This is a genomic window from Actinomyces sp. S6-Spd3, from assembly GCF_000758755.1.
GTDB lineage: Bacteria > Actinomycetota > Actinomycetes > Actinomycetales > Actinomycetaceae > Pauljensenia.
On the sequence record NZ_JRMV01000163.1, the window covers coordinates 1 to 528 of the forward strand.

The following is a 528-nucleotide window of genomic DNA, read 5'->3' on the forward strand; positions in this document are numbered from 1 at the left end:
GCCGCCGTCGAACAGATGGAAGCCCTAGGAGACAATGCCTACACAAAAGACGAGGAAGGCAACGTCCTCGTCAATTCAAACGTTCCCAACACCGCGCACACCCCCGACGTTTTAGAAGCCCTAATCGCGTCTGGAAACACGGGCGAAACCGGCGTTTCAATGGAAGCCGGCCCGCTGGTTGGCGACGTAGTTTGCGAGGACGCGCTGTGGGACTGCACGATGTGCGGCGCGTGCGTAGACCAGTGCCCCGTTGACATTGAGCACCTCGATACGATCCTGGGAATGCGCCGCCACCAGGTGCTGATGGAATCTGCCTTCCCGCGTGAACTCGCGCGCCCGTTCCGTTCGCTAGAGACTAAGGCTAACCCGTACAACCAAGCGCCGCGCAAGCGCCTGGAATGGGCTAAGGACCTAGAGTTTGACGTGCCCGTCATAGGCGAGGACGTGGAGGACGCCAGCGAAGTTGACTGGGTATTTTGGGTTGGTTGCGCGGGTGCCTACGACTATCAGGCGAAGAAAACCACGCGA

1 protein-coding gene is annotated in these 528 nt (G+C 59.7%); it reads left to right on the forward strand.

The annotated features are described in order from the left end of the window. On the forward strand, positions 1-528 hold a 528-nt coding region (locus HMPREF1627_RS00975; RefSeq protein ID WP_034500381.1), incomplete at both ends, for a 4Fe-4S dicluster domain-containing protein.